The sequence below is a fragment of the Microcoleus sp. PH2017_34_RAT_O_A genome, from assembly GCF_020737885.1.
Lineage (GTDB): Bacteria > Cyanobacteriota > Cyanobacteriia > Cyanobacteriales > Microcoleaceae > Microcoleus.
In genome coordinates this window covers 1-20,365 of record NZ_JAEQDD010000089.1, presented here as the reverse complement: position 1 = coordinate 20,365, position 20,365 = coordinate 1, and the positions used below count along the sequence as shown (strand labels likewise).

Sequence of the window (20,365 nt, the reverse complement as noted above, 5' to 3'; positions counted from 1 at the left end):
TGTTATTGTCGTTGAAGCTGTTGCGGATTGTTTCCTAACTGACTTTCGGCCCGTTTTTTTGCCTCCACAGCCGCTCCATAATCCGGCTTGTAGCGAATTGCTTTGTCGTAAGAGGCGATCGCATCTCCGAATCTTTTCACCGCTACAAGGGCGTTACCGCGGCTGTACCAGGCTTCCGAATAGTCCGGTTTGACATAGACAGCTTCGTTGTAAGAGGCGATCGCATCTTCGTACCGCTTTAAATTGTACTGAGCATTACCTCTATTGTACCAGCCTTGAGATTCTTTCGGATTTAAATCCAAGGCTTTACTGTAACACTCAATAGCTGATTCGTACTTGCGTAATTCGTGGTAAGACCAACCTAAATTATACCATGCTTGATGATAATCCGGTTTTAATTTAACAGCTTTTTCGTAAGCTTCTACCGCTTCTTCATGTCGGCGCATTTTCAGCAAAGCTATGCCTTTACTATACCAAGCTTGATAAAAATTAGGCTGAAACCGCACGGCTTTTTCATAAGCTTCAAAAGCTTCTTGGTTTTTGTTCAATTCTAGGAAAACATTGCCTAAATTGTACCAAGCATCAGAATTGTCGAATTTAATTTCAACTGCTTTTTGATAGGATTCTACAGCGCGATCGTACTGTTTTAAATTTTGGTGAGCTTGGCCGCGATTGTACCACGCAAGGTACAAATTTGGCTGAAAATGTACGGCTTTTTCGTAGGATGCGATCGCCTCTTCATACCGCTGCGAGTCTAACAAAGCATCGCCTCTACCTTCCCACGCTGCGGGATAGTCTGGTTGGATTTTCAAAGCGTTGTCAAAAGATGCGATCGCCTCCTTTGACTGTTCTAACTTATCCAAAGCATAACCGCGTCCCGTCCAAGCCTCCAAATACTCCGGCTTTAATTCTATAGCTTTATCGTAGGCTGACTGTGATTCCTTGTATTTTTTCAACTCATATAAAGTTTTAGCTTTTTCCTGCCAAACTTCCGCATAATCCGGGCGGAGAGTTATGGCTCGTTCGTAAGCTGCTAGAGCTTCTTCAAACTTGCTTAAATTGTAAAGAGTAATCCCTCGATTGTGCAAGTCAGTTGCATTTGCAGAATTAAAAGTATTGACACCATAAATTGATGCTAGAATAGTGATACCAATAAAACTGGCGATTGCGCCAATTTTAAAATATAGTTTTTGTCGCGGTTGAGGCAGCTTTTTTGCAGCAACAACCGGAGGTAATATCGGAACAGTACCGCTGAAAGATTTTTGCAACTCTTTAATAGCTTCCAGTGTTTCACCAGCACTGGAATAACGCTGCCGAAAATCGTACTTTACCATCCGATCTAAAATCTTGGCAAATTCAGGACTCACCGATGCTTTATCCTGCCAAATAATTTCCTCTGTATCAGGATTTTTCGGCATTTGGTGCGGATTTATGCCCGTAAGGAACTGAATTGCGATCGCACCTGCTGCATAAATATCGCTGCTGAGTTTCGGATTACCGTGAGCTTGTTCGCTGGGCATATAACCGGGAGTACCGATGCTCACACTTAGGCTATTCTTGGGCTGAGGATTAGTAATTTGAGTAGTAATTTCCTTGACTGCGCCGAAGTCAATTAACACTAACTTACCATCTCGATCTCGGCGCAGGATATTGCGCGGATTGACATCGCGGTGAATCACATTTTGCTGGTGTACAAAATCTAAAATTTCCAGAAGTTCCTGCAAAATTGCAATCACTTCATCTTCTTTCATACCTCCGGCATTTCTAGAAGAACCCCCCCCAGCCCCCCCTTGGTAAGGGGGGGAGCCAACTCCAGCCCCCCCTTGGTAAGGGGGGGAGGCAACTCCAGCCCCCCCTTGGTAAGGGGGGGTTTGGGGGGGTGTAATTTCTTGACTTAAATCGTGGCCTTCGATAAATTCTTGAACGAGATAAAACTCTTGATTTTCTTCAAAGTAAGCAAAAAGTTGCGGAATGCGATCGTGATTTCCCAACTTATACAAAACTTGTGCTTCCGTATCAAACAAACGTCTTGCTATCTGTAAAGTTTCGGGATCGGTTGCTTGAGGTTTAAGCTGCTTGACGACGCACAGGTGATTACCTGGTAGCTGCTTATCTTCAGCTAAATAAGTTTGAGCAAATCCGCCGCCTCCCAAGTGACGGATAATGCTGTAGCGAGTGCCGAGTGTGATTCCAAGCATGAAATTTACCTGATATTTCCGAGTTTTTCTCCCCTTTCGGAGTAAAACAGGGGTTTGGGGAGAGGTTTTGTATCTGATTCAGTTTAACTAATTTGCGATCGGCTTTACAGCAGAAAGTCTGTAAACTTACAAGATGATTCTGCCGACAAGTGGTAAAATAGTCAGCGAATCATCTTTGCTCTGACAGTTTTACTTCAAAAAAGAGTGGTTAGTTTATTGAGAATTAACCTCCAACCAAGCAGTCAAATCTTCCGCGTTGGAGAAATCTAACAGGGCTTCTGTTAAATCATCCAATTTGTCGATCGACAATTCGCCGATCTGGGTTTGAACATCCGGGTTTAGTTGACCTAAACGGCGATTCAGCAAACGCATAGTTAACTCTATTTGTCCTTGTTTCTTGCCTTCTTCCCTGCCTTCTTCCCTGCTTAGAGCCACAGAACCCTCCTGATCTTGAATCAAAAACTCTTGCTCTTGCAACATATCAAATTCCTCTCGTGTCAAACTAACTTGATTCGCAATTTCAAAAGCTCTCTGAATTTGCGGAACTGTAGCCATTGCTTGAGGTACTTCATTCAAACTTCCAGTAGTTTTAATAAAGTAAATCCACTTGTCGGCGATTGTTTTTAATTCCTCCAATTCTTTCTGGAATTTTGGCAACTCTACGAATACTAACTCCATCTGATTATCGGGATAATCAGACAGGCGAGTTCTTTCTTTGAAAATAAAATGCGAAATCACATCTTGAGAATCATCAAACATTTTAAAATCTGTGATAGTCAAAGCAATCACGGGCCGCAATTGTCGGTAAAGTTCTCCCATTGTTAGTTGCAGTGCATAAGTTTTGGCAGCATTGTACAAAACTCGCTTGCTAAATGCCTGCACGTTCAAAACTTGCATTTCGATAATTACAAATGTGCCGTCGTTTAGTCTGGCTTTGACATCTAAGTAGCTGTTTTTAAGTCCGACTATCGGAGGGACTAAAGAAGGATCGATGATTTCTAAACTTTCAACGATGGCTTCCCCGTCATAAAGCAGGGCATTTAAGAAACTAATCAGAATATCTGTATTTTGATTCGAGCCAAATATTCTCTTGAAGGCAAAGTCAATTTTGGGATTGATGAATCTCATGTTATTCTTTTCACCTCAGATAGTTAGAGTGCAGGCTGTGCACTTTACTTTGATTTAACATGGTTTAGACGCATGGGCTAGAAACCCGGTTTCTACGATTTTTGCCAACAATCAGGATAAATCTACGAAGAAACCGGGTTTCTGAAGTCGCAGGTACCTCAGTCTAATTTTAGTTTAAAGGGCTTTCAAAATCTGATCGTCAACGGAAAAATTTATCTCAGCTTTGTCCCTTCCCGAAACTACATAATCATTCTGAAATGAATCTTTCAATCCCGAAACTAAGTCAAACTCCGGTTTCCAGTTAAGTTCGGTGACAGCTTTATTAACTGAGGCGAAAAAGTGCTGCAATCTCATGGGGAAAGCTTTCTTTTTACCAAAGTCAAATTGTTTCGGATCGTAGTGTACAATCTTAATAGCATCGGGTGATTTGCCTGCGGCTTGAATGCAGGCGCGCGCTAAACCATCAAAGGTGACAAATCGATCGCCCGAAACGTTATAAATTTGCCCGATCGCCCTTTCATTCCCCAAAACCCCCGCCATCGCCATCGCCAAATCCTGACAGTGCCCCAACTGCGTGAAGTGCATCCCGTTACCAGGAATCGGAATCGGGCGATCGCGCGCAATGCGATCGAAAAACCAAGCCTCCAAATCGTTATAATTTTGAGGCCCATAAATATAAGTCGGGCGGATCGAAGTCCAAGGCAAACCGGACTCGGCTAAATAATTTTCCGTGTCGCACTTACCCAAATGTCGGCTTTTCGGATCCGTAGCGTCTCCTTCGATATGAGGCATTTGGTCGGATTTCAAATAAACCCCCGCAGAACTCATATAAACAAAGTGCTGCACCCGCCCCTTAAATATCTCAGCTAAAGGCTTTGTATCGCTCAATTCCCGACCGTTGTTGTCAAAAACCGCGTCAAACTCAACCGCCGATAACTGTTCTTGCAATTGTGCAACATTTGTGCGATCGCCCAAAATCTGTTTCACCCCCGCAACCGGCACAGGCTTATTGCCCCGGTTAAACAACACCACTTCATGCCCTTGTGCTGCTAAAATCTTAGTAAGATAAACCCCAATAAACCTAGTACCGCCCATCATTAAAATTCGCATTATTTCCGATGCTCCTTACAGTTAGTCTCAATATATTACAATAAAGCGAGTAAGCTGTTGCAGCATTTAAATTGTATGTCAAAAAACAATCAAACCATGAGTGGGATGGGCTTCTAGCCCGTCCCGAATAATACAGTTTAAATTAGTAGTAACAGCTTATCTTGCTTTGCCAACACTTCACGATCGCATCAAGCTTAAAGAAACCGGGTTTTTAAACCGAATATCCGGGCGGAAACCTCTGTATTTTCGTAAAAAACCCGGTTTCTACGTACAGAAAAACTCCAATTGTGCGATCGATCAAAACAAACATAATTTTAACTCACCTAACATAGTCCTATGCAAGTTCCTAGGCTGCACCCAGAAACAATCGAAGAAGTCAAACAACGAGCCGACATAGTAGATGTTATTTCCGGTAGAGTTATCTTAAAAAAACGCGGCAAAGAATTCGTCGGCTTGTGTCCATTCCACGACGAAAAATCTCCCAGTTTCACCGTCAACCAAGCCAAACAAATGTACTATTGTTTCGGCTGCGGTGCAGGAGGCAATGCCTTTAAATTCCTCATGGAATTAGAAAAACGCTCCTTCAGCGAAGTCGTATTAGAATTAGCTAAAAATTACCAAGTCCCCATCAAAACAGTCGAACCTGAACACCGACAAGAATTGCAGCGCCAAATTTCTTTGCGGGAACAACTCTATGAAATCTCAGCACTAACCGCCAAATTTTACGAACACGCTTTACGGCAATCTCAAGGAGAAGAACCCTTAGCATATCTCAAATCAGAACGCAAGCTCAGCGAAGAAACTATCCAACAATTTCAACTAGGTTATGCACCTCAAGGTTGGGAAGCACTTTACAGTTATTTAGTAGAACAAAAAAACTATCCGGCGCAATTAGTAGAGCAAGCAGGATTAATTGTACCGCGCAAATCAGGCGGAAGTGGCTATTACGATCGCTTCCGCAACCGCATCATGATTCCCATTCGCGATACCCAAGGCAGAGTCATCGGTTTCGGCGGCAGAGCTCTCGGTGACGAACAACCTAAATATCTCAATTCTCCCGAAACAGAACTATTCGACAAAGGCAAGACTTTATATGGCTTAGATACAGCCAAAACAGCCATTAGCAAAGCCGATCGCGCGATCGTCGTAGAGGGGTACTTTGATGCGATCGCACTTCAAGCAGCGGGCATCTCCAACGCCGTCGCTTCCCTCGGCACAGCCCTGAGTTTAAACCAAGTGCGGCAGTTATTGCGGTACACTGACTCTAAACAAATTATCCTCAACTTCGACGCCGACAAAGCAGGAACCAAAGCAGCAGAGCGTGCCATTGGAGAAATAGAACAACTCGCCTATCAAGGAGAAGTACAACTGCGAGTGCTCAACATTCCCGACGGCAAAGATGCCGACGAATATCTCAAAACCTACTCCCCAGAACAATATCGAGAATTGCTCGACAATTCCCCATTGTGGCTTGATTGGCAAATCCAACAAATGCTCGTCAATCAAGATTTGAAGCAAGCGGATACTTCCCAACAAATCACCAAAAGAATCATTAAATTATTAACTAATATTACTGACGACAATCAGTTATCACATTATCTGCAAAAAAGCGCCGAAATCCTCAGTAAAGGAGATTTTAGACTCACAAAGATGATAGCAGAAAACTTGCTCAATCAAGTAGTCAGCGATTGGGGACAGCGGCTGAATCAAGACGAAGCATTGACAATGCCACTGTTAATTAGAAACAAGCTGAAGCCGAGCAAACAATATAAAAAGCAGCGTGCAAGCAGCGACAGCAAAAGTTCAAAAACAGGCTTTTCAGTAGCAGCCCGCAGTCTGTTAGAAGAAGCAGAAGCACAATTATTGCAGATTTATTTGCACTGTCCCGAATACCGTCAAGAAGTCAGAGAAGCCATAGAAGCTAGAGACGTGCAGTTTAGCCTTTCTCATCACAGATTTTTGTGGCACCTAATTTTGAATGCAGAAATACTGCACAACATCTATTTACAAGCAGCGCCTTCTGAGTTAATATTAAAATTACAAGATAGCTTTATTGAATATCCGACTCAACTCAATCAAATCTCGCATTTATTTCACTTAAACGAGTTTTCGGAAAAAAATGTGTATCGCGCGCCTTTAGTTATTCGATCGGCGATCGCCTGTATCGAGCAAATCATCAGCATCAAACGGCGCCGGATTGCCCTCGATATGTGGAAAAAAACCGATGCTGCTATAGAATATTACCAACAACTGTGCGCCGAACAAGAATGGATAGAGGAATTAGAGCGGCTGCGTCAAGTTAATTTTTACGATTTAACCTCTGTACCTTGGGGCTAATAAGATTTTAGTCTCAAAAAGGTGAGGTATGACTGACAGGTTATATAACCACTGAAACCAAGAGGGCTGAAGCCCAACAACGTCCGCGAATCTTTCTGAGAACCGCTATATCTTTTAATAATCACAAAACAGAGTTTCGCGAGTCTCTCTACCAGTCACCGGATTAGTACCTTTGGCAACTTTACAAAGCTTTTCGATCATATCGTCTCGGAGGAGAGTCTCAGTAAAATCAGCACCGTCAATCACAGCTCCTTCCAGTCTGGTATTGTAAGCAAAAGCACCCTCAAGGATAGCATTAGTTAAATTAGCTTTCATCATGCGAGCCAAATCCAAAGTCGCACCCCTTAAATTAGCGCCTTCAAAATTTGCCTCTTCCATATTGGCGCCAAACAGACTTACGCCTCCTAAATCTGCATTGGTAAAATTGCTGTTGCGAAGATTGGCTTTATTAAAACTGTCGTTAGTCAAAACTTGTCCGCTAAAATCAGCGCCAACTAGGATTTCTTTGTCGCGATCCAAGGCGAAAGCAGGTGCGGGATTAATCGCGATCGCCCCAGCGGCAATTACTGCTAAAATAACAAAACTCAGCAAGAAATTATAAATATTTTTGCGATGTTGGCGAATTCCAGAATTCATAAGTTAAAGCTAATGGGCAGCAATGACAGTTCAGAATTGAATTCTACCAGAAAGCGCTCCTCTTCGGTGGTTCCCGCCGCCTCCAACTCTCCCCAACCGACAAACTCTCGGGATCTCGGCACGTTGGGAGAAAACTTAGTCGCCGAGTGGTTACAGCAGCAAGGTTGGGAAATCCTGCACCGTCAGTACCGCTGTCGCTGGGGAGAGATTGACATCATCGCCCTCGGAAGAGATGAAGAGGGCGAAAAAAACCCAGGAATTCGCGATCGCCAATTCCCAACATTAGCCTTTGTAGAGGTGAAAACTCGCCGTCGTGGAAATTGGGATGCTGGGGGAATCTTGGCTGTTAGTGCAGCAAAACAAGCCAAACTTTGGCAAACCGCCGAAATATTTTTAAGCACTCGTCCAGATTTAGCAAATAATTCTTGTCGGTTCGATGTCGCCTTAGTCAGGTGCGAGCCTTCGCGGCAAAAGACCAAGCAAATATTACCACCAACGACAGCGAACTCTCAATCCGCCCTTGCCGGAAACTACCGGCTTACCCTGCAAGAATACATTCGATCGGCTTTTAGTGATTAGAAATGTCAAATTAAAAATTACAGGCTAAAATTAAAAAGTAATACCGCTTGGTAATTTTTAATTGTTAACTTGCCTTGACTGTGGCCCATTGGTTTCTTCATCTTTAACGGACATGGAAAAAGCGTTAACTCCTCTGCCCCTCTTGCCTTCTCCCGCTCGGACTCTGCGATCGCAGGCAATTTATCTGCTTCCCAGTCTAGGCCAAAGTTTCCGGGCAATATCCCAGACCCTTGACAAACTGCTGGCGAAACGCTTCAATTTCTTTGCGGTCTGGGCTTCCGTGACAAACCACGGCCACCTGGTAGCGGCGCATCACGCTCAGCGGCGACTGTCCCGTTTCCAAGCTCCACAGTGCCATTTGCAAGCGAATTTCAGGATCGTAAGGAATCCCGACTTCGTTCATAAAAGCCCGAAAATCCCCGTGCATTTCTGGAGTCAAATATTGGCTCATTTTCACCTTCACGACCCAGCCGTCAATTTGGTGAATAACAGTGATAAATTGCAAAGGAAGATGACTAGCCGTGCGTAGGTAATCCACGACTCTCAGAGTGAGGCTAGTATTAGCGATGTAGTAGAGGTATTCCATAACTATCCTTCGAGCAAAGCTGATGCTACACCTCTATCGTCGCGGGCTATACCCGCCACCACAAGGGGAAAAGCACCCGACTTGGGATGGGGGTTTTTACCCAATTTGTTACCGAGTTGACAGATTTTTGACAGGAATTCACCCGATGACAGAGATTGACTGGTCTTTGGACGCTTATGACTACGAACTTCCGCCCTCGTGCATTGCCCAAAATCCGGTAGTGCCGAGGGACAGTTCTCGGTTGCTGGTGGTAGATTCTCCCAGCAGCCACCAACACCGGATTTTCCACGATTTGCCGGATTTGCTCGAACCCGGAGACTTGCTGGTACTTAACAACACCCGTGTTCTGCCAGCGAGGCTCTACGGGCACAAACCGAACGGCCCGGCTGTGGAGATATTGTTGATGGAAGAACGCCAGCACAACTGCTGGCTGGCTTTGGTGAAACCGGGGAAACGCTTAAAGTTGGGAGCCAAAATTGAGTTTGAGCCCGCCTCCTGTGATGACTCTGCGGAAGGGCCTTGCTGTTGCCTTCCCCAGGCTGTGGCAGTCGATCGTCGATTGACTGCGACAGTTATAGACAGGGACGAGCAAACTGGGGGACGGCTGTTAGAGTTTGACATCCCTAGAGATGCGACTCTGGCGAAGTTTTTGGACGAATACGGCCACGTACCTCTGCCCCCCTACATCGAAAATTCCCAAGCTGCGCCGGAACAGTACCAGACTGTTTATGCCGAAAAGCTTGGGGCGGTGGCGGCTCCGACAGCAGGGTTGCACTTCACCGAAGAATTGTTCAGCCGCTTGGAAGAGCGGGGAATCGAAAAAACTTTTGTCACCCTCCATGTGGGAGTAGGAACGTTTCGCCCGGTGGAGGTTGCAGACGTGACGACTCACAAAATGCACGGCGAATGGGTGGAAGTATCGGCCTCCACTGTCGAGAAAATCCGCGAAACTCAAGCCCGAGGCGGGCGGATCTTTGCTGTGGGTACGACAGCAGTGAGAGCTTTAGAGGGAGCTGCGGCGGCTGGCGATTTTTCCTTGCAGCCTTTTTGCGGCCAGACAAATTTGTTTATTTATCCCGGTTACAAGTGGCGGGTTGTAGACGGGATGATTACCAATTTTCACTTGCCGCGCTCTACTTTGATGATGATGTTAAGCGCGATGGTTGGAAGGCCTCGGCTGTTGGATTTGTACCGAGAGGCGATCGAGAATCAGTACCGATTTTATTCGTTTGGCGATGCCATGCTCATTTTACCGGAGGCAAGGAACGATTAACTCATATCTGGCACCATTCTCAAACTTTCTTTTAGGGCGGCCCAAAGTGGCCACCCCACAAGAAAATATATGTGTTCTCCAACAGCCGGCAAAGCCTGTTAACCGAGAATGGTGCAAAATATCAGAAATGCCAATTGTTAATTTTTAATCTATTTATTCTTCCTCCTCTTCTTCATTACCGGGATACACGAAGCTGTTGGAACGCCCAGTCAGAACTGATTTGCCGAGAGACAGAGCTTTCTGAGCTGCCACTACAGCTTTGCGCTTCCATGTGGCTTTACGCATATTCTTCTTGGATTTGGAGGTTTTCTTCTTAGGGACTGCCATGACGCTAAATACTTTCTGGTTGTATAGACAAACAAACATTCTAGCCGATTTTGCCTCGCTGGCTCGACAAACCACAACAAGCAATATCCAGTAGTAGGGTGCGTCAGCGACTAGCTTGTCGAACAACACATAAAATCCGCCAACTGACGCACCCTACATTTCTCTGTGACAAGTAGTAGGGTGCGTCAGCGATTAGCTTCTCCAACAACACGCCAAATCCCCCAACTGACGCACCCACTCCAGCTTAGGAACGAAAATTTAATAACTTAGACTCTTAAAAGTGGGATGGGCGTCCCGCCCGTCTATAAGGGACGGGCGGGACGCCCATCCCACAATCATTAAAATTGTAAGTTATTTAATTCTCATTCCTTAAAGCTCGTGAAAATAGTACATCACGACGCCACTAACTGGGTCGTTCTCGATGCTGACATAACCGGTTTTGAGCATTGCCGTGAAAGCCTCTTCCACTTCGGCAAAAGTAGCGCCGGTTGCCATCACCCCTTGAGTGACAGATAATCTTGCATTTTTTGTATAAGCTGCCTTCAGGAGTTTAATCCCTAACTGTTCGGGGGTTGGCTTCTGGTATGTCGAGGCGATCGCCCCACTGGTGGAAGATAGCGGTATACCTTGGGGAGATACCCCGAGTTTGCCCCTGATAGTGGCATTGTGCTCGTCCACCATCTGCGGCAGAAGTAGCAAGTCAAACAATTGCCCGAACCCAAATAACCCAAAGGTACACAGCCACAGCAAACCCGTGCCAATCTTGCCGTTGTAGAGGCGGTGGAGTCCGAATGGGCCGAAAAAACAAGCTGCCCATAAAAGGTAACTAACACCTAAATTGCTCATTTTATGCCCGTCCTGCCTGGTTATTTAACTATTGCGCTCCCTCAATATATATTTTGTGGTTGGCGATCGGGTGTTTCAAAAGCTTGACACGGGAATTTATTTATGCTGTATCCTATAAATTGACAACAGGCAGAATTTTGTTCCCGAATCCCTTCTGTTTCAAAGCCCATAAGTAATTGTGCGTAGCAATTCTTAACGCCAGCAACATCTTTCCGGGTCGAGAGCTTGGTAAACTGGAGGGCGTGGAAATTTCAGCAGCTTTGACCTGAATTCCACAGAGAGCGCCAAAGTGCGCCGCACAGCGCTGGTCGGAGATACAAGGGCGATCGCCCGCAGTACCCGAAATCTCAAACAAGCGAGCAATTATAAGCAAAAAATCCAATAAACATATGGTAGATTCCCTCAAAAAACCCGCTTTTGCCGAGCAGCAAGAAGCGAAAACCCCAGCCAAAGAAACTATTCTCACACCGAGATTTTACACAACAGACTTTGACGAGATGGCCAAAATGGACATCTCGGTAAACGAAGCCGAACTCGAAGCAATTATCAAAGAGTTCCGCGTTGACTACAACAAAACCCACTTCGTGCGGGATGCCGAGTTCGATCAATCCTGGGAACACATCGACGGCGAAAAGCGCAAGTTGTTTATTGAATTCCTCGAACGCTCTTGTACCGCTGAGTTTTCCGGATTCTTGCTATACAAAGAATTGGCACGCAAACTCAAGGACAAAAATCCGGTACTCGCCGAAGGTTTCTTGCTGATGTCCCGCGATGAAGCGCGGCACGCCGGATTCCTGAATAAAGCGCTGTCGGATTTTGGTTTGTCCCTAGATTTGGGTTTCTTGACAAAGAGCCGTAGTTACACCTTCTTCAAGCCGAAGTTTATTTTCTACGCCACTTACTTATCCGAAAAAATCGGTTATTGGCGCTACATCACGATTTATCAGCACTTGAAAGCGCATCCTGAAGATCAGATTTATCCGATTTTCCGATTCTTTGAAAATTGGTGTCAGGATGAAAACCGCCACGGAGATTTCTTCGATGCGGTGATGAGAGCTCAGCCTCAGATGTTGAATGATTGGCGCGCTAAGCTGTGGTGCCGTTTCTTCTTGCTGTCGGTATTTGCGACAATGTATCTCAATGATATCCAGCGCGGTGGTTTTTATCGATCGCTCGGACTCGATGCTCGCGAATACGACATTGAAGTGATCAAAAAAACCAACGAAACAGCAGGCCGCGTTTTCCCCGTCATGCTCGACGTAAACAATCCAGAATTTTATGAACGGTTGGATGTTTGCCTCAAAAACAATCAGCAATTAACCGCGATTGTTGAGTCTAAAACTCCGAAAGTTTTGCAATTGTTCCAAAAATTGCCTCTGTATTTATCCAACGGTTGGCAGTTGGTGAAACTGTACTTCATGAAGACGATTGAATCGCCTTCTGTTGAGGGTGCAGTCCGTTAAGTTTTGATTTTTCATCCTCTGTTACGGCGGTTCTGCGATGGCAGAGCCGCTTTTTTTTGGTATAATGTTAGTCTCATTTTGATGCGCGTCGCTCTGAGGATATTATGGTTGTACAAACAGAAAAACGCTACTGCACTCCCGAAGAATATCTGCAATTAGAGGCAACTGCGGAGTTTAAAAGTGAATACCGTGATGGAGAAATAGTGCCAATGACAGGTGGAACAACGAATCACAATGAAATCGCAGGTAATTTTTATGCCCGCTTTAAATTGAATTTGGGAAGGCCGAACTATCGAGTATATATGGGTGACGTGCGTTTGTGGATGCCGCAATATCGCCTTTACACTTATCCCGATGTCATGGTGATTTCTGGAGAGCCTGCTTATGAGGGCAGCGGTACGACTACGGTAACTAATCCGGTGCTGGTTGTTGAGGTTTTGTCAAATTCAACCAAAAATTACGATCGAGGCGATAAATTTCAGTATTATCGATCGATCCCCAGTCTTCGAGAATATATTACGATCGACCAATATAAATGTTATATCGAACAATTTGCTAAAAATTCCGAAAATAAATGGGTATTAACAGAATATACAACGGCTGATGAAGTTATGACATTAAGTGCGATCGAATTTCAAATTCAATTGAGCGAACTTTACCAAGGAGTTAATTTTGAGATGAAGGGTGATTCAACAGTTGACAGTTGACAGTTGACAGTTGACAGTTTGAGAGCCACCTCTACCTAGAAGGAAGAGGATTGGAGTAATGAATAGTCTGATTTTAATTTCTCCCTCAAGGGGTTCCGGCTTTCAACCAATTCTTTCTGGTAATATGCGATCGGGAAGACGCAACTCTTTTGTAGACTACAAAGCAGATGCACACAACTGGATAACTTTGATGACAGTTATAAATTGTAGGGTGCGTCGCTCACTGGCAGCCTGGTTGAGGGCGAGAATTATTCGTGGCGACGCACTCTACGTCGTTATTAATCCCGGTTATAAATTGTAGGGTGCGTCGCTCACTGGCATCCTGGTTGAGGGCGAGAATTATTAGTGGCGACGCACCCTACGTCTCTGGTTTTTCGTACTAAATTGATGCTGATTTTTCATCAACTTTATCAAAATTCAGGGTTTTAAAACCCCGCTGTCAACTGTCAACTGTCAACTGTCAACTGTTTACCGCCATTCACCCTGAAGCGTAAACGCCGCCCAATAATAGGGAGACTGCCACTGTTTCTGCTGCAACATTTCCAATTGCGCCGCCCTTAAAGCTGCTGCTGGCGTTAACCCTTTTTTCAGCATTCCCTGATAGAAACTCGACATTAACTTCGAGGTTCCTTCATCATCCACACTCCACAAACTCACCACCACTCGCTTCGCCCCAGCATACATAAATCCTCTCGTCAATCCCACCATGCCTTCGCCTTGAATGTTCTGCCCCAATCCGGTTTGACAGGCACTTAAAACTACTAATTCTGCTGCTAATTTGAGATTGAAAATATCCGTAAGCCGCAGGAATCCGTTTAAGGGTTTGCCATTTTCGTCTACTAAGGACATGAGGATTCCTGATAATTCCGGGTTAGTGCTATTCGCGAAACCGTGGGTGGCAAAATGAATGATTTTATATTGGCTTAAATTCGGGCTGGTGGCTGTGGCGCGACTGGCTGCAAAATCCAAAGATTCGGTGCGAGAATTGGCAGGAACTAAGGCTTGAATGATTTGAGCTTCTTGGCGAGTGAATTTTAAACGGTCAAACTGTACGTTATTGTTGCCTCGGGAGCGACTTAAACCGGGATTTGCTGATTCTACCGCTTGCTCAGTGGTGGCAGAAGAAGAATTTTTAATTCGTTCGTCGTTACCGCTAAAAACTGGATCGGCGAGAATTGCTAAAGTCCGAGTAGGGGGTTGTCTGTCGCTATAGTTTTGTCTTAAGATTCCCAAGGTGGAAGCGGAAGGCAACAGCACAATTTCATGGTCTACTATTAAAGGCGGATTCCCATTTTCACCGGATTTTCCGGGGAGCGAAAGGGCGGCAAAGGGAAGATAATTCAAAACACCATCGCCAACAATCAGCAGGCGTTTTTGACCGAGTTGGGCAGCAACGGGCTGTAAAATAATTTGACTGAGGGCGTTGTTAGCTTCAGCGACTCGATTGGGGATGTCTCGGTAGCGCGGATCAGTGACAGCAGCACGAAAGTTTTTGGCAGTTGTCTCGATTTCGGCAGCTTTTGGTAATTCATAACTGGTAATGCTGGTTTTCGTCACAGCCCAGAGATAGCTGCGGTCTTTTCCTAAAGAATACTGGAGTAAAATTGTATTCTCGTCGAGGATTTGTTGTTGAATCTGTGAAAGAGTTAGGGGTTGCGGTTGGGTGAGGGCGGCGTACCGGGGGCTGGTGGTGCGGATTTGGGTTTGAATGTCCTGATATTGTGTGATTAAAGTTTGCCGCTGTTGTTCTAATTCTGCTTCTTGGGCGGGAGTGTGCTTGGGGCGATTTAGAACTTCGATTCGTCGTTTTTCAAGGGCATCGAGTTGCTGTTGTAAACTGCGTTCTCGCTGCAATAATTCTGGGGCGACACCTTGACGAATATCGGCGTTTGCTTCTTGCAAAAGTTCGAGGAGGCTGCGGGCGCGGGAACGTTCGCTGGCTTCAAAGGCTTTGGTATCATAACCAGATTTGGGTTGGGTTTTGTGCAGTTGCATTAACAGGTCAATGTAGAACTGGTAATAGTTTTGTACGGTGGCAAAGTATGAGGTGCGGAGTTCTGGGCCAGCAACTTTGGTGCGGAGGCTTTCAATAATTTTGAGGGAGGTTTCAATATTAGTGAGGGCTTCAGTGAGATTGCTTTGATCGCGTTTGGCATAAGCAATGTTGTAAAGGGTGACAGCTTCCCCACTGCGATCGCCCACTGCCCGTCTCAGCGGAAGGGACTGGCTCAAATACTCTAGGGCTTTCTGCTTCTCTCCCAAATCTGAGTAGACACCGCCGATGTTGTTGAGGGTGGTAGCTTCCCCACCGCGATCGCCTACTGCCCAACTCAGGGGAAGGGACTGGCTTAAATATTCTAGTGCTTTTTGTTTTTCTCCCAAATCATCGTAGACTAAGCCAATGTTGTTGAGGGTCGTAGCTTCTAGAGAGCGATCGCCTACGGCCCGACTCAGCGGAAGGGACTGGCTGTAATACTCTAGCGCTTTCTGTTTCTCTCCCAAATCTGAGTAGACTTTGCCGATGTTGTTGAGGGTGACAGCTTCTCCACCGCGATCGCCCGCTTCTCGATACAGTTTTAATGCTTCTTCAAACTTGGCGATCGCACCTTTTAAAGATTCCGCCGTCCCTTGCTGGTACAGTTGGAGCCCTTCTTTCAAGGATTTTTCAGCCGCAGCAGCAGTGTTTCCCCCTCCCTGCTGCGATACCCCTTGACTAATTTGCATCGCACTGGGTGCCGCCACCGCTGGAACTCCTAGGAGGATACTTGCACCTACAGCTATCCCCCAAACCCACAGCCTGAGATTCATAAACACCCGCCTTAAACAAGACCTTGTTAACCGGTATCATAGTCGATCGCACATTGTCATATGCGTTTTTCCTGCCTGGGTGCCAATTACATAGGCAGCATATTGTGAAACAATAGTCGCTACCGCCGATCGCCCCACGTGACAAGCATTATTGCCTGCATCGGGTTTGTAGCAGCGAAGGTTAAAAGTCATAATAGTAATTTTTACGCTCTTTTCAACTGATTATTTTAAAATTAGCGATCGCCCCCAAATCTAGCATCTACTATTTTCGGTTATTTTATGCAACTCAACAAAAAACAATTCAACAGATCCACTCTTGTTTTTGGTCTAGGAATGCTCGGTGTGTTCCTATTTTCTTTGACTCTGCGCTTTTGGGAACTGGAGCGATTTAACGCCTTCGTATTTGACGAGGTTTATTACGCGAAGTTTGCCAACGATTATCTGACTAAAACACCTTTTTTCAACGCTCACCCGCCGCTAAGTCAGTACATAATTGCGATCGGGATTGCGATCGGCACTCACCTCCCCTTCGGCAAAACAGCCGTCAACGGTCTAGCCGGCTCAACGCTTTCCCCTTGGGATTACCGCTGGCTAAATGCTCTCACAGGCTCCTTTATTCCCCTAGTTGTCGGAGCTCTGGCTTATCAGCTAGTGCGACGCCACACCTTTGCTTTTCTGGCTGCTTTCTTTATCGCCTGCGACGGTTTATTTTTAGTTGAATCTCGCTACGCGCTCAACAACATTTATCTAGTTTTGTTCGGAATCTTAGGACAACTATTTATTTTAAAATCCGTAGAATCAGAAGGCAAAAAGCGGTGGCTTTGGCTGGTGCTAGCAGGAATAGGTTTCGGTGCTTCTGCTGCTATCAAATGGAATGGGCTGTGGTTTCTATTCGGTACGTATCTAATTTTAATCTGCGCTTGGGTAGTGCGTTTAATCCAAGGAAACCGAGGAGATGAAGAACAGAGTGCCGAGGTAAATCCTGCTCTCCTGCCGCCCGAAAGTCCCGTACAAAGACTGACTCAACTCAAATTCTTAGAAGTAATTTTGAGTCTAGCTGTGATTCCTGTTTTAGTTTACAGCATCTCCTGGATTCCTCACCTGCATCTCAATCCAACTCCCAACTTTTGGCAGATGCAAACGGAAATTTTGACTTATCACCAGCGGATTAAAAGCGGGCCTGACGTGCATCCTTACTGTTCGGCGTGGTACAGTTGGCCTTTGATGCTGCGCCCGATAGTCTACTTCTACAAAAGTATTAGCAGCAACGCACAATCCGATCCAGTTTTGCCGCCTTTACCCAGCGGTGTAAACCCGGTAATTCTTGATGTTCACGCGATGGGAAATCCTTTGCTTTGGTGGCTGTCAACTTTAGCTTTACTGCTAGTAATAGGAGTTTTGGTTCACCGGGTTTTTGTGTGGAGGGAAACGCGCCGGGTGGCTTCTGTTGAGGCGATCGAACAGCAGCGGCCGATTTTGTTTCCGCCGACTACTGAAATGTGGATGGCGCTGTATTTAATAGTTAATTGGGTGGCTAATTTGCTGCCTTGGGTGAAGGTGACTCGCTGCGTATTTTTGTATCATTATATGGGCTGTTCTGTGTTTGCAGCTTTAGCACTTGCTTGGTGGACTGACAGGTGGCTGCACAGCCCACAAACCCGCCTCCGAGGGATGGGGGTAACAATAATTTTTATGGTTTTGGGTGCTTTTATTTTCTGGATGCCTCTCTATTTGGGATTGCCTTTGTCACAAATAGAATGGAAAATTAGGATGTGGCTGCCGTCTTGGGTTTAGATTAGAATATATCTCTCCATAAAAGCCTGTATAGGGCAGGCATCTTGCCTGCCCCACAAGAGTTTTTATAGATTTTCATAAAGACGAAATATTATGTCTAAAAACTCCCCAAAAACCTCAGCGGAAATGGAAGCGATCGCCCGCGCACCAAACCTTGTCGAAATCAACAAAGAAATCCGCGACTTGATTATCGATTATGCCATTGGAGTTGCAATTCTGGGACTCAACCCGCTGCCGGGAAGTATGACGGTGACGCTACTGGTGGCGAGCGTGTTGCTATTAAAAATGATGCGGGATATTGGGGCAAAATGGGGCTATCCAAAAGGTCAAGATGCGCTGGCGATCGGAGGCAATCTGTTCGGGGGTTTGGGTTCTTTTTGGGTAGCGTTTATGGCTTGGATATCGATGTATGGTTTGGGTTTGTTTGTGCCGTTTGTGGGCGGTTTTGCGGTGGCTTCGTCGCTGTTTGCACTGACTTGGAGGGTGGGACAGGCGACGCACCTTTATTATGCTAGCGGCCGCCAAATGGATGCAGCGGAACTCAAGGAAGTTTTCGATAGTTCTCAACCGGAAGGGGCGGCTTTGTTTGAGGCGAATATTGGGGCGATCGCCTCTCCACCTCAAGTAACAGAAAATCCGATTAAATCTCTCACTGATGACTTGATAAATGGTAATATAAGTCAAGAGGAGTTTGAGAAAAAAATTAAAGACATTCTTGATTAAGACCTGTTACTCACATAAAACCATGAAATTCTCTCTCGATGTAGAAAACAACCCCGCAGGTTGGCCGGATCACACTCAGCTACCAGAATCCGACGGCACTTTTGTGAAAAACTTTCAAGAACATCCCCAAAGCATTCTGTTAACTGATTCTATTACTCCGATCCTCCAAAGCATTCATCCAGATGCTGATTACTGTATCGGTCAAGATAGCGGGATTTATTGGCGATTGACTGAGCCACTAGAGCGTGGTGCGGAAGCACCTGATTGGTTTTACGTGCCAAATGTCCCGCCAACATTTGACGGTCAAGTGCGTCGTTCTTATGTGATGTGGCAAGAGTTTTTAGCACCATTAATTGTGTTAGAATTTGTGTCGGGAAATGGTGCAGAAGAACGAGATAGAACGCCTTTGTTGCGAACTGGTCAACAGGAAACTAAACCTGGCAAATTCTGGATTTACGAAAATGTCATCCGTCCGGAATTTTACGGGATTTATGAGGTGACTAAGGCGAGTGTCGAAGTTTACCATTTAGTAGGCCGTAGCTATCATTTACTTCCGGCAAACGATCGCGGTCATTATCCAATTCCACCGTTAGGAGTGGAATTGGGAATTTGGCAGGGAAGGTATCAAAATGTTGAGTTACCTTGGCTGCGCTGGTGGGATAGTGAAGGGAATTTGCTGTTAACTGGCTTTGAAAGAGTTGAGGAAGAACGGCAAAGGGCGGAACAAGAACGGCAAAGGGCTGAACAAGAACGGCAAAGGGCTGAACAAGAACGGCAAAGGGCTGAACAAGAACGGCAAAGGGCCGATCGCGCTCAAGAAGAATTAGAGCAATTGCGCGCTCAATTGCGATCGGCTGGAATTGAACCTCAATTATGAGGGAAACCTTTGTTGACAGTGGGAAAGTAGCAATTAAGGACGAGGTGAGAAACTGGGTTTTTTATTAAAATCATTAGATTGCAGCCAGCAGATTAGGTAAAAAACCCGTTTTTTGATATAGCCTTTCGAGCGAAAGATGAGGTATGACTATAAATGAATTTTTTCATGCGACTTCGGTTACTATATTATACACATAAGAGGGCTAAAGCCCAACAACGTACCTGACTTTTTTGAGAACCGCTATATTGATATTTAGAGTTAGTGTATGACCAAGTATATTCCAGCAAAAATTACCTGCCTACGCTACAAAAGAAAGTAAGGTTTTTAGTAAGTCCTACGGTACAATTCATCCCGGTTTTTCAACCATCTACAGCAATATTGCCACTCAAACGCTGGACATTGCCAAAAAGCTGAATCCGTCGGTTCCTTGCTATCTATCGGGCCACAGTTTGGGTGCTGCGATCGCGACTTTGGCTGCGATCGACATTGCGGTGAATGTTCCTCGGTTGAAAAAGCAGGTGCAGTTGTATACTTATGGCAGTCCGAGGGTGGGCGATCCGGTGTTTGCGAGGGAGCACAATCGAGTTGTACCGAACAGCTATCGAGTGGTAAATTTGGCGGATGCTATTACGCTGGTGCCTTTTACGGTGTTCTTTAAGACTGAATATGTGCACGTGGGTGAGGAGTGGGCTTTTTTGGCGCCTAATGGGGATGTGATGCCGAATCATGTGGTGGATAGTTACAGAAGTGCGATCGACAAACAAGTCGAAACCAACAAACCCCGAACCTCCCCAAATTCCGGGTTAAAATAGTGTGGGCGAATAGAATTCGCGGCTACACAAACAATGTCCGCCTCCACGGACTCAATAAAAGAGATAAGGGAGCACCACAGAATGATTGATCCTATAATGACCCAAAGATAATTTCAGTGTGCAGCGTATCTTATGTCTCTAAAATCTATCATGAAACTGAC

Annotated in this window: 20 protein-coding genes; 10 read left to right on the top strand and 10 right to left on the bottom strand. The window is 45.5% G+C overall.

The window, feature by feature from the left end; genetic code table 11:
• Window positions 1-2: 2 nt before the first annotated feature.
• The 3 genes from JGK11_RS25085 to JGK11_RS25075 all read right to left on the bottom strand — a co-directional run bounded on the left by JGK11_RS25085 (window position 3) and on the right by JGK11_RS25075 (window position 4,436).
• A complete protein-coding gene (locus JGK11_RS25085) occupies window positions 3-2,198 on the bottom strand; it encodes a serine/threonine-protein kinase (protein ID WP_293213272.1) in 2,196 nt (731 codons plus the stop codon).
• 213 nt (window positions 2,199-2,411) lie between these two features.
• A complete protein-coding gene (locus JGK11_RS25080; RefSeq protein ID WP_293189661.1) occupies window positions 2,412-3,326 on the bottom strand; it encodes an Rpn family recombination-promoting nuclease/putative transposase in 915 nt (304 codons plus the stop codon).
• A gap of 174 nt (window positions 3,327-3,500) precedes the next feature.
• A complete protein-coding gene (locus JGK11_RS25075) occupies window positions 3,501-4,436 on the bottom strand; it encodes an NAD-dependent epimerase/dehydratase family protein (protein ID WP_293213270.1) in 936 nt (311 codons plus the stop codon).
• 336 nt (window positions 4,437-4,772) lie between these two features.
• On the opposite strand from JGK11_RS25075, the gene dnaG reads away from it, so the two are divergent.
• Entirely contained in the window at window positions 4,773-6,773 is a 2,001-nt protein-coding gene (gene dnaG / locus JGK11_RS25070; protein ID WP_293189657.1) for a DNA primase, read from the top strand.
• A 114-nt stretch (window positions 6,774-6,887) separates the two neighbouring features.
• Here dnaG and JGK11_RS25065 read toward each other — a convergent pair whose 3' ends face one another.
• Entirely contained in the window at window positions 6,888-7,409 is a 522-nt protein-coding gene (locus JGK11_RS25065; protein ID WP_293189655.1) for a pentapeptide repeat-containing protein, read from the bottom strand.
• Between the two features lie 12 nt (window positions 7,410-7,421).
• On the opposite strand from JGK11_RS25065, the gene JGK11_RS25060 reads away from it, so the two are divergent.
• Window positions 7,422-7,988 carry a YraN family protein gene (locus JGK11_RS25060; RefSeq protein WP_293213268.1) on the top strand — a complete coding sequence of 189 codons (567 nt, stop codon included), beginning with the start codon at window positions 7,422-7,424 and terminating at the stop codon, window positions 7,986-7,988.
• A 196-nt stretch (window positions 7,989-8,184) separates the two neighbouring features.
• Here the strand turns inward: JGK11_RS25060 and JGK11_RS25055 are convergent, their stop codons facing one another.
• The gene (locus JGK11_RS25055) at window positions 8,185-8,574 is read right to left on the bottom strand and encodes a hypothetical protein (RefSeq protein ID WP_293154581.1); all 390 of its coding nucleotides are present in this window, start codon (window positions 8,572-8,574) and stop codon (window positions 8,185-8,187) included.
• Between the two features lie 145 nt (window positions 8,575-8,719).
• On the opposite strand from JGK11_RS25055, the gene queA reads away from it, so the two are divergent.
• The gene (gene queA / locus JGK11_RS25050; RefSeq protein WP_293213286.1) at window positions 8,720-9,847 is read left to right on the top strand and encodes a tRNA preQ1(34) S-adenosylmethionine ribosyltransferase-isomerase QueA; all 1,128 of its coding nucleotides are present in this window, start codon (window positions 8,720-8,722) and stop codon (window positions 9,845-9,847) included.
• A 153-nt stretch (window positions 9,848-10,000) separates the two neighbouring features.
• On the opposite strand, the gene rpmF is transcribed toward queA, so the two are convergent.
• From rpmF to JGK11_RS25035, 3 genes are all read right to left on the bottom strand, one after another.
• Window positions 10,001-10,174 (bottom strand): 50S ribosomal protein L32, encoded by a 174-nt coding sequence (gene rpmF / locus JGK11_RS25045; RefSeq protein ID WP_006632406.1) that lies wholly within the window; start codon window positions 10,172-10,174, stop codon window positions 10,001-10,003.
• Window positions 10,175-10,543: 369 nt separating this feature from the next.
• Window positions 10,544-11,020 (bottom strand): TM2 domain-containing protein, encoded by a 477-nt coding sequence (locus JGK11_RS25040; RefSeq protein ID WP_293174814.1) that lies wholly within the window; start codon window positions 11,018-11,020, stop codon window positions 10,544-10,546.
• A 112-nt stretch (window positions 11,021-11,132) separates the two neighbouring features.
• On the bottom strand, window positions 11,133-11,402 hold the full coding sequence (locus JGK11_RS25035) for a hypothetical protein (protein WP_293200746.1): 270 nt from the start codon (window positions 11,400-11,402) through the stop codon (window positions 11,133-11,135).
• A gap of 7 nt (window positions 11,403-11,409) precedes the next feature.
• Here JGK11_RS25035 and acsF point away from each other — a divergent pair, with 7 nt between their 5' ends.
• The 3 genes from acsF (at window position 11,410) to JGK11_RS25020 (ending at window position 13,491) form a co-directional block, all read left to right on the top strand.
• On the top strand, window positions 11,410-12,483 hold the full coding sequence (gene acsF / locus JGK11_RS25030) for a magnesium-protoporphyrin IX monomethyl ester (oxidative) cyclase (protein ID WP_293174820.1): 1,074 nt from the start codon (window positions 11,410-11,412) through the stop codon (window positions 12,481-12,483).
• 104 nt (window positions 12,484-12,587) lie between these two features.
• Window positions 12,588-13,190 carry a Uma2 family endonuclease gene (locus JGK11_RS25025; RefSeq protein WP_293213266.1) on the top strand — a complete coding sequence of 201 codons (603 nt, stop codon included), beginning with the start codon at window positions 12,588-12,590 and terminating at the stop codon, window positions 13,188-13,190.
• Window positions 13,191-13,248: 58 nt separating this feature from the next.
• Window positions 13,249-13,491 carry a hypothetical protein gene (locus JGK11_RS25020; RefSeq protein ID WP_293174826.1) on the top strand — a complete coding sequence of 81 codons (243 nt, stop codon included), beginning with the start codon at window positions 13,249-13,251 and terminating at the stop codon, window positions 13,489-13,491.
• A gap of 167 nt (window positions 13,492-13,658) precedes the next feature.
• Here the strand turns inward: JGK11_RS25020 and JGK11_RS25015 are convergent, their stop codons facing one another.
• Window positions 13,659-15,998: a CHAT domain-containing protein gene (locus JGK11_RS25015; protein WP_293213264.1), complete on the bottom strand. Its 2,340-nt coding sequence runs from the start codon at window positions 15,996-15,998 to the stop codon at window positions 13,659-13,661.
• 36 nt (window positions 15,999-16,034) lie between these two features.
• A complete protein-coding gene (locus tag JGK11_RS25010; protein WP_293174832.1) occupies window positions 16,035-16,190 on the bottom strand; it encodes a hypothetical protein in 156 nt (51 codons plus the stop codon).
• Window positions 16,191-16,277: 87 nt separating this feature from the next.
• Between JGK11_RS25010 and JGK11_RS25005 the strand changes: the two genes are divergently transcribed.
• The 4 genes from JGK11_RS25005 to JGK11_RS24990 all read left to right on the top strand — a co-directional run bounded on the left by JGK11_RS25005 (window position 16,278) and on the right by JGK11_RS24990 (window position 20,204).
• Complete coding sequence (locus JGK11_RS25005; RefSeq protein ID WP_293213262.1) at window positions 16,278-17,792, top strand: phospholipid carrier-dependent glycosyltransferase; 1,515 nt, start codon at window positions 16,278-16,280, stop codon at window positions 17,790-17,792.
• Between the two features lie 93 nt (window positions 17,793-17,885).
• Entirely contained in the window at window positions 17,886-18,515 is a 630-nt protein-coding gene (locus JGK11_RS25000; RefSeq protein ID WP_293213260.1) for a hypothetical protein, read from the top strand.
• 22 nt (window positions 18,516-18,537) lie between these two features.
• Window positions 18,538-19,392, top strand: coding sequence for a Uma2 family endonuclease (locus tag JGK11_RS24995; protein ID WP_293189645.1), 855 nt, complete (start codon window positions 18,538-18,540; stop codon window positions 19,390-19,392).
• 275 nt (window positions 19,393-19,667) lie between these two features.
• Entirely contained in the window at window positions 19,668-20,204 is a 537-nt protein-coding gene (locus JGK11_RS24990; RefSeq protein ID WP_293175002.1) for a lipase family protein, read from the top strand.
• The last annotated feature ends 161 nt before the right edge of the window (window positions 20,205-20,365 follow it).

Excerpts from the sequence above, each read along its gene's own strand:
- acsF (WP_293174820.1), top strand. The coding sequence starts at position 11,410 with ATGGTAGATTCCCTCAAAAAACCCGCTTTTGCCGAGCAGCAAGAAGCG.
- dnaG (WP_293189657.1), top strand. The coding sequence starts at position 4,773 with ATGCAAGTTCCTAGGCTGCACCCAGAAACAATCGAAGAAGTCAAACAA.
- JGK11_RS25010 (WP_293174832.1), bottom strand. The coding sequence starts at position 16,190 with ATGACTTTTAACCTTCGCTGCTACAAACCCGATGCAGGCAATAATGCT.
- rpmF (WP_006632406.1), bottom strand. The coding sequence starts at position 10,174 with ATGGCAGTCCCTAAGAAGAAAACCTCCAAATCCAAGAAGAATATGCGT.
- JGK11_RS25080 (WP_293189661.1), bottom strand. The coding sequence starts at position 3,326 with ATGAGATTCATCAATCCCAAAATTGACTTTGCCTTCAAGAGAATATTT.
- JGK11_RS25085 (WP_293213272.1), bottom strand. The coding sequence starts at position 2,198 with ATGCTTGGAATCACACTCGGCACTCGCTACAGCATTATCCGTCACTTG.
- JGK11_RS25065 (WP_293189655.1), bottom strand. The coding sequence starts at position 7,409 with ATGAATTCTGGAATTCGCCAACATCGCAAAAATATTTATAATTTCTTG.
- JGK11_RS25020 (WP_293174826.1), top strand. The coding sequence starts at position 13,249 with ATGAATAGTCTGATTTTAATTTCTCCCTCAAGGGGTTCCGGCTTTCAA.
- JGK11_RS24995 (WP_293189645.1), top strand. The coding sequence starts at position 18,538 with ATGAAATTCTCTCTCGATGTAGAAAACAACCCCGCAGGTTGGCCGGAT.
- JGK11_RS25060 (WP_293213268.1), top strand. The coding sequence starts at position 7,422 with ATGGGCAGCAATGACAGTTCAGAATTGAATTCTACCAGAAAGCGCTCC.
- JGK11_RS25075 (WP_293213270.1), bottom strand. The coding sequence starts at position 4,436 with ATGCGAATTTTAATGATGGGCGGTACTAGGTTTATTGGGGTTTATCTT.
- JGK11_RS25025 (WP_293213266.1), top strand. The coding sequence starts at position 12,588 with ATGGTTGTACAAACAGAAAAACGCTACTGCACTCCCGAAGAATATCTG.
- JGK11_RS25040 (WP_293174814.1), bottom strand. The coding sequence starts at position 11,020 with ATGAGCAATTTAGGTGTTAGTTACCTTTTATGGGCAGCTTGTTTTTTC.
- queA (WP_293213286.1), top strand. The coding sequence starts at position 8,720 with ATGACAGAGATTGACTGGTCTTTGGACGCTTATGACTACGAACTTCCG.
- JGK11_RS25055 (WP_293154581.1), bottom strand. The coding sequence starts at position 8,574 with ATGGAATACCTCTACTACATCGCTAATACTAGCCTCACTCTGAGAGTC.
- JGK11_RS25005 (WP_293213262.1), top strand. The coding sequence starts at position 16,278 with ATGCAACTCAACAAAAAACAATTCAACAGATCCACTCTTGTTTTTGGT.
- JGK11_RS25015 (WP_293213264.1), bottom strand. The coding sequence starts at position 15,998 with ATGAATCTCAGGCTGTGGGTTTGGGGGATAGCTGTAGGTGCAAGTATC.
- JGK11_RS25000 (WP_293213260.1), top strand. The coding sequence starts at position 17,886 with ATGTCTAAAAACTCCCCAAAAACCTCAGCGGAAATGGAAGCGATCGCC.